Source organism: Heyndrickxia shackletonii (genome assembly GCF_001420715.1).
Taxonomy (GTDB): domain Bacteria; phylum Bacillota; class Bacilli; order Bacillales; family Bacillaceae_C; genus Margalitia; species Margalitia shackletonii.
The window spans coordinates 141862-149643 of sequence record NZ_LJJC01000015.1 but is presented as its reverse complement, the minus strand read 5'-3'; the positions used below and the strand labels follow the sequence as shown (position 1 = coordinate 149643).

Annotated in this window: 6 protein-coding genes; 2 read left to right on the top strand and 4 right to left on the bottom strand. The window is 34.7% G+C overall.

Annotated elements, in window-relative coordinates; genetic code table 11:
* A partial coding sequence (locus AN964_RS22465; protein WP_200915636.1) for a transposase occupies positions 1-209 on the bottom strand: 209 nt, incomplete at its 3' end.
* An 882-nt stretch (positions 210-1091) separates the two neighbouring features.
* Between AN964_RS22465 and AN964_RS22460 the strand changes: the two genes are divergently transcribed.
* Positions 1092-2384 carry an MFS transporter gene (locus tag AN964_RS22460; RefSeq protein ID WP_055742035.1) on the top strand — a complete coding sequence of 431 codons (1293 nt, stop codon included), beginning with the start codon at positions 1092-1094 and terminating at the stop codon, positions 2382-2384.
* 477 nt (positions 2385-2861) lie between these two features.
* Here AN964_RS22460 and AN964_RS22455 read toward each other — a convergent pair whose 3' ends face one another.
* The 3 genes from AN964_RS22455 to AN964_RS22440 form a co-directional block, all read right to left on the bottom strand.
* Entirely contained in the window at positions 2862-3401 is a 540-nt protein-coding gene (locus AN964_RS22455; protein ID WP_055742034.1) for a hypothetical protein, read from the bottom strand.
* Positions 3402-3564: 163 nt separating this feature from the next.
* Positions 3565-4011 (bottom strand): hypothetical protein, encoded by a 447-nt coding sequence (locus AN964_RS22450; RefSeq protein WP_055742033.1) that lies wholly within the window; start codon positions 4009-4011, stop codon positions 3565-3567.
* Positions 4012-4604: 593 nt separating this feature from the next.
* The gene (locus AN964_RS22440; protein WP_055742031.1) at positions 4605-5216 is read right to left on the bottom strand and encodes a sterol desaturase family protein; all 612 of its coding nucleotides are present in this window, start codon (positions 5214-5216) and stop codon (positions 4605-4607) included.
* 150 nt (positions 5217-5366) lie between these two features.
* Here AN964_RS22440 and AN964_RS22435 point away from each other — a divergent pair, with 150 nt between their 5' ends.
* Positions 5367-7583 carry an ATP-dependent helicase gene (locus AN964_RS22435; protein WP_055742030.1) on the top strand — a complete coding sequence of 739 codons (2217 nt, stop codon included), beginning with the start codon at positions 5367-5369 and terminating at the stop codon, positions 7581-7583.
* The last annotated feature ends 199 nt before the right edge of the window (positions 7584-7782 follow it).

Sequence of the window (7782 nt, the reverse complement as noted above, 5' to 3'; positions counted from 1 at the left end):
ATTAATTCACGCTCATAATAACCATTTCGATACCCTCTACGTTCTTCTGTTCTTTCATGGGAAAGAGCATTGATATATTCGTCTCTTTCTTTCTCCATCAAAGAATTTAAAATTAATGTCAAAGAGGCTTTTACGGGTGATTCAAGTGAGCTTTTTTCAATTTTTTCTTTGAGATCTTCTAAATTTATAGTAATATTTATTTGGGTCATCATCATGTCCTCCGTAAATGGTTTCTTGGTCGAAAACATTGTAACACGGGTCATGATGATGACCTATTCTTTTTACACAATTATATGGACTTAATCGACAACACAACCGCAAATGCCCTTGGACATGTCCTTCATGGAGTTTATAAAGGACAACATAATTGAAAATCCTGTACTGTCATGAAATTTGTGTATTTATTTTATAGGGGCCAAGGAACTGTCCTTTAAGCGGGTTATAAAGACCAAAGGAATCAAATATTTTAAAGGAATGGTCCTTTAAGCGGGTTATAAAGACCAAAGGAATCAAATATTTTAAAGGAACTGTCCTTTAAGCGGGTTATAAAGACCAAAGGAATCAAATATTTTAAAGGAATGGTCCTTTAAGCGGGTTATAAAGACCAAAGGAATCAAATATTTTAAAGGAACTGTCCTTTAAGCGGGTCATAAAGACCAAAGCAATCAAATATTTCAAAGGGATTGTCCTTTATCCGGGTTATAAAGACCAAAGCAATCAAATATTTCAAAGGTATTGTCCTTTATCCGGGTCATAAAGACCAAAGCAATCAAATATTTTAAAGGAACTGTCCTTTATAGGGGTTATAAAGACCAAAGCAATTTAAATATTAATATAAGGTCACTTCAAATCTAATGACTAAATTACATATTGTATTTGCTAACTAATTTATGTAGGTCTGTTCAAGATGAAGTAAACTAATGGAGAACTATTAGCTTGTGGAATATGTTTAAAATCGAGATTACTAGAAAAAATTTCTTCATGTATGATATTTACAATGGATGATTATGTTAAAGTTGTAGAATGAGCTGACAAAATGGTTACGTTATAATCTCAAAGATGCACAAATAAATTTAAGTAGGTGAATATAAGTGTTGGCTAAAGAACAAAGTTCCGTTGAAAGTTTTATAGATTCACCCGAAAGTCTAAAAAAAATATATAAGCGTGTATTGTTCGTTGTGTGTCTATCACAGATTTTCGGTGGTGCTGGTCTAGCAGCAGGAGTGACTGTAGGGGCACTTTTGGCACAACAAATGCTTGGAACGGATGCCTATGCAGGAATTCCTACAGCTTTAATTACTTTAGGATCAGCAGGAGCAGCTATAACTGTTGGCAGAATTTCTCAACGTTACGGACGTCGTACAGGTCTTGCCACTGGTTTCATTGTAGGTGGAATCGGTGCAATTGGAGTTATTATTGCAGCCATGATAAATAGTGTAATTCTTTTATTTCCTTCTTTGCTGATTTACGGTTCAGGCACAGCAACAAATTTACAAGCTCGTTATGCAGGGACTGACTTAGCAAATAAAAAACAACGAGCAACTGCTATTAGTATTACGATGGTTATGACAACATTTGGTGCTGTTGCTGGCCCAAATTTAGTAGAAATTATGGGAAAATTCGCTCTACATATTGGTGTTCCGTCACTTGCTGGTCCATTCATTTTATCAGCTACAGCATTTATCTTAGCTGGTATTGTACTTTTTATTATGTTGCGTCCTGATCCATTAGATATTGCCAAAAAGATAGCAGTTTATAAACAGGAAAAAGAGAATGGAAATAAAGCAGATACCGTAAATATAGTAAGAAATAAAAGCGGTCTTATGGTCGGTGCAACAGTCATGGTTCTAACTCAAATTGTGATGGTTGCTATTATGACGATGACACCAGTCCATACGAAACATCATGGGCATGGTTTATCTGAAGTAGGTATTGTTATAGGATTTCATGTGGGTTCAATGTATCTGCCTTCACTTGTAACTGGCCTTCTTGTTGATAAAATTGGTCGAACAGCAATGAGTATAGCTTCGGGTATTACATTGCTGTTTGCTGGCTTACTAGCAGCATTAGCACCAAGCGATTCAATGGTTCTGTTAGTAGTTGCTCTTTCCTTACTTGGATTGGGATGGAACTTTGGTTTAATCAGTGGAACTGCACAAATAGTGGATTCTACAGAGCCGGCCACACGTGCAAAAATTCAGGGAACACTCGATGTTTTTATTGCATTAGCAGGAGCTTCTGGTGGTGCTCTTTCGGGAATGGTGGTAGCTAATGCAAGTTATGCTGCATTATCTTTGAGTGGGGGGCTTTTATCATTACTTCTTTTACCTATTGTGATATGGTCTCGGAGGGGGAGATATAACAGAGTTTCTGAAAAAATTTAGCAGAATTTATAATTAAATTAAATTGAAAGCCTGTAATAAGGCTTTTTATTTTTAAACTTATAAATATGTATCTAGCACGTTAATAACTTTCATAACCGCTTGAAAACTTGGATGGAACGTTTCCAAGGAGTTGCAACAAAATATCTTGATAACTAAAAGTTTATCTTTAGGTCATTGATGTTTATCCCATACAAAAGGAGTTTAACATATTAAATATATAAAATATGTTAAACTTTTGTCATCAAATAATGCTGATTATGGCAGTTGTTTTATGATAAAAAAAACTGAAAAGCAAGTAAATGCATAAAAACTTCCATATTTTTGGCTCTTTATTTTTTCCTTATTGTGTTAAAGTACCGGTTAATTGAGTAAGGAGTTGTATTGGAATACCTTCGTTATGTAGTTAATTACTAATAAAAACTACAGGGAAACAAGCAAAAGGTTCACCATTCTTGATAATCTAAAGTTTTGGTTAGTTCAATTTTCGTGCAAACTATGCCACACACTTTTAAAATATTGGGATAATACGCCTTCCCCTTGAAATCTATCTTCAAGAACATTTTGTACCTGATAAAATTCTTCCTTAAGTTTTTCCTGAGTATTAGGGGAGTTCCCTAAGTACGAATATCTATACACTGGTTCATTTGGGCATAGTTCATAAGCACGTTTTAACATTGAAATACCTTTTTCTTCCCAATGTTCGCAGTCACCGAAGTAATGCGGGAACAGTGAAATCATATAACCAAAACACCAAAGAAAATCCTCATTTGTCATAAAATTAGCTAATCCAAATTGGGTAACTTCATATAACACAGTCTCTAACTCATTAAAATCTACGTCTTTAATCCCCAGCCACCCATCTTCGACTAAGACATACCAGCAAAAGAAACCAAGTCGGATAACAACTTTTAAGTCTCTGGGGTGTTGCTTCCAATTTTTTATTAGGAATGATTTTGCTTCATTCCATCTTTCTTGGCTTTCTAATATATCAAGTTCCTTCCATCGCCAGTCAATCACAGTGATTCACCACCTATCCTGAATATTACTAGTCTAAAATCAAGTTGAGCAAATGCTTATTTCAGCGTGTCAAAAATCGAATTATACAACTGTTGAAATGCTAAGAAGTGCATAATATAAAAGATCTCAAATTAGAGGTCAAAAAAATAAAATCGTTTCAATATTATCGTTGATTTTTAGACTTATTATTTCGTAATATGACTCCGACTATAATGAGTGCGATTATTACAATAGCTGATATGAAATAGAAGTTAGAGATTACATTCATTATGTGAAAAGGTGCTTTATGAACATAAACAGCCTTTACCCAATGGTTATCTTCTTTTACTGCGATTGTAGTGGAAGTTGATGTCCCTTTTATTTCATAATACTTTGTTCCTTTTGGATAATAGTTTGAAGCATCCCCGTAATAATTTCCAGTCATATCATTTGGTTTGGTCTTTACTTCCCCTATGACTTTACCAATCTCACTGTCTTTAATTATTTCTTCTTGTTTAACTTCATAAACCTTTCCATTCCAAACAACAAAAGGATAAGCCCAAGACAATGCTTGCACAGAGGAAGAAATCATAAATATTAATAATAGCGATAACAATGTTATTCTTTTCATAAGTAACTCCCAATGGTTAACTATTTTACTTCATATAACAGAAAATTCTGGAAATGATAAATGAAACTAAAAACAATAATCTTTTAGAAAAGAGCCTTTCTTAATGAATAATTAATATTTAGATTTTTTTTAGATAATTGGAATTTTTAGTGCTATAATATGTAAAAAAAGGAATAAATACCATTATAATATTTTGACTAAGATTTTAAAAAGGAGTTTTTTTAATGCCACCGAAATTAAGCTATTTAGTTAATTTAGTAGTAACAGTAGTTTGTATAGTGATTTTTCCTATGTTTATATTAAAAAGTCATCCAATAATTGCGTTTATTTTAGGAGTAATTATAGCTACTATAATAAATTCAATATTAGGAGCAAGATGGAGGCCGTGGAAAACGATTAAATCAAATTAAATCGATTTTATCTTTAATAAGACATTCTTAAGTCAACAGATATACTGTTGGCTTTTTATTATGTGGGTATTTAGAAGTTAGGATCATTACTTTAATCGCGAACAGAAAAAATCACCATGTGGAAGATACTTTCCGATTACTTCGCTGTAAGGATGGCGGCAAGCTTCTCGAATACACTCTATCCTATGCACGCTTTTCCAAATCACGTGCCGTTTCACTCTTTGGAACGGCTTGGTGATCTTTATAGGTCCCAAAAACTTTATCAAAAGTCGGGCTTGTGACACCGTACCAGTAGTTTTCGTTTTTATAGTGATGCCATAGGTGGATTTTCTTCATGCGTTTGCCCCATGATGTTTTTGGGACGTATTCCTTATGAGCTATATAATGTGTCCATTCATAATACAAAAGGAAAGTGGAAATGCCAACAGCAAAAGCGACTGTTAAGATTACGTTTTGAATAACGAAAAAAGCTAGGAGAGAAATGATAACAATGTTTGGTAGGCTATACCATACAGGTAAAAACAATAATTTTAAATTACGAGGGTCAACATGATGATCATAATGAATTCTTTTGATGAATTTTAACATTAATGTGCTTTTAGGCGGCTTCATATGAAAAATAAAGCGGTGGATTAAATATTCCGCGAAGGCATAGCCAGCCATACCGATAACGATTGCCAACCACGTTGCCCATTCACCAAAACTCCTTGCGATAAAAATGATTCCGATTAAAACTAGCACACTCATTATTCGAACATGAATATCACCAAAAAACTCCTTTACATATTGTTTCATGCCCATTTCTCCTTTCTATTTGAAATAGCTTCAATAAGCAGGTTGTGCATTAGTAAAGCAACTGTTTTTTCTGATTAAATGTCTGTTCGTCCTCAAACAATTCACAGATGTTATAATAAAATAATAGTATTGGTGAAGGGAAAGTATGCAATGAAGGTAAGGAAAGATTTTTTTATCCGCAAGAAGAATGAAATAGGAGTGTCTCTGAATGAAGTGCAGAGAAGTGCGGTGCTGCAAACAGAAGGGCCGCTGTTACTATTGGCATCCCCTGGGTCAGGGAAAACCACTACGATTATTATGCGGATTGGATATTTAATAGAAGAAAAACAGATAGACCCTGCAAGAATTAAGGCGGTTACTTTTAGCAAGGCATCTGCTAATGATATGAAGGAGCGTTTCAAACGCTTTTTTCCTCATCTTCCACCTGTTGATTTTTCTACTATTCACAGTTTTGCTTTTGAGGTGGTACGGGATCATTTCCGCAAAACAGGGGTTTCTTATCAAATTATTGAAGGGGATTTGAAAGAACTGGGAGCGGGAGATTTCAAGGATTCTCCATTACATAAGAAAATTATTCTTCGGAATATATTCAAATCTATTGTTGGCGAAAATATCACGGATGATCAATTAGACGAACTGACAACCTACATCAGTTTTATCAAAAATAAAATGATTCCCCTAAATAAATGGGAACAGGTGAAAGTGGATGTTCCAGAAGCAGAGAAGATCTTTCGGGAATATGAAGCATTCAAGAAATCGGGGTATCATAAGCTACTGCTCGATTATGATGATATGCTTGCCAATGCAGAGCATGTTTTGGAAATAAACGAGGAAATCCTACAATCTTATCAAGATCGTTATGATTATGTTTTGACTGATGAAAGTCAAGATACTTCGTTGGTTCAGCATGCTATTATTGAAAAATTAGTTAGGAAGCATCAGAATCTTTGTGTAGTTGCCGATGACGACCAGTCCATCTACAGCTGGCGTGGTGCGGAACCATCTTATCTTTTAAACTTCAAGCAAGTGTATCCAAATGCGAATATTCTTTTCATGGAACAAAATTATCGTTCAACAAAGGACATAGTAGATGTAGCAAATCAGTTTATTAAGCAAAACAAGAATCGTTATAACAAAAATATGTTTACCCAAAATTCTTCGCATCATCCGATCGAGATTAAAAGTTTTCCGAACTACTTAAATCAAGCAAAGTATTTAGTAGAGGAGATACGGAAGGCTGACAATCTTGCAGAGGTAGCGGTGTTATACCGAAATAATTCATCCTCCATTGCACTGATGAATGAGTTTGAACGTGCGGGAATCCCTTTTTACATGAAGGATGCGGATAATCGATTCTTTTCACATTGGGTTGTGGACGATATTTTAAATTTCATGCGAATGACGTTTACTGATAAGCGGACGGATATCTTAGAGAAAATTCATTTGAAATTTAACGGATATATCAGCAGAAAACAAATGGAGAAATTAAAAGAAATCCATAATAATGAATCCGTTTTTGATAATTTATTAAAATTTGTTCCGCTTCAAGAATACCAGGTGAAGCTGTTAACCGAAAGCAAAGAAACGTTTCAGGAAATGAAAGGGATGCCACCGCTGCATGCTATCAGAGTTATTCGGGAACGTTTGGGTTATGAGAAATCGATTGAAAAAATGTGTGAGCGACTGGGGTTTCGCAAAGAATATTTACTTGGAATCCTGAACACATTGGAGGAAATTGCCATTGGATTAGAGACGATGGAGGAGTTCGCCAGCCGTCTTAAGTATTTGGAGTCTGTTCTGAAAAATGCTAGGTTCAAAAAGGGGCAAAATGTAGTAACGTTCTCTACATTTCATAGTTCAAAGGGTTTGGAATTCGAGAGAGTGTATATGATTGACCTAATCGACGGAATTATTCCTACTTCTGACGACTTAAAAAATGGAGCAGCGGGAGAGGATGCCATGGAAGAGGCAGTCCGTTTGTTCTATGTTGGGATGACCAGAGCGAAAAAACATCTGGAACTCATCAGCTATAAAGAAAGAGATGGGAAAATGGTTCAGGAATCTCCATTCGTATTACAGGTAAGAAAAATTATTAATCCGGAATACGAAATCATGATTCAAGAAGATACAACTTCTTCAAAAACGAAAAGAGCAATAAAAGTAGGGAAGACAACCATTCCATATAATCCTAATGCAATCCGGGATCAAAAGGATATAACATCAGGAATGGATATCAAGCACAGGGTCTTCGGGCACGGAGTCATTATAAAATCAGACGGAGAAATGATTGAGGTTCGCTTTGCATCGGGTGTTAAAAATCTTGCATTAAAGACATGCTTGGAGATGGGGTTGTTAGAGCAAGTTTAAATAAATGGATTATTGTAGATAAAAAGGACTCAGTTGAATTGGGTCCTTTTATTATTCTTCATTTATTAATCAGTCTCTGAGTAAAAGATAATTTTCTTTACGGTTAATATTATTTCATATTGATTTTATATATTACAATAAGAATTTATTTGCCAGCAGTAGGTTTACAACTAAACAAGTTAAATGAAATTATTAAAGT

What these genes read in the sequence shown, in the direction of transcription:
- AN964_RS22440 (WP_055742031.1), bottom strand. Translation starts at nt 5,216, where the DNA reads ATGAAACAATATGTAAAGGAGTTTTTTGGTGATATTCATGTTCGAATA.
- AN964_RS22450 (WP_055742033.1), bottom strand. Translation starts at nt 4,011, where the DNA reads ATGAAAAGAATAACATTGTTATCGCTATTATTAATATTTATGATTTCT.
- AN964_RS22435 (WP_055742030.1), top strand. Translation starts at nt 5,367, where the DNA reads ATGAAGGTAAGGAAAGATTTTTTTATCCGCAAGAAGAATGAAATAGGA.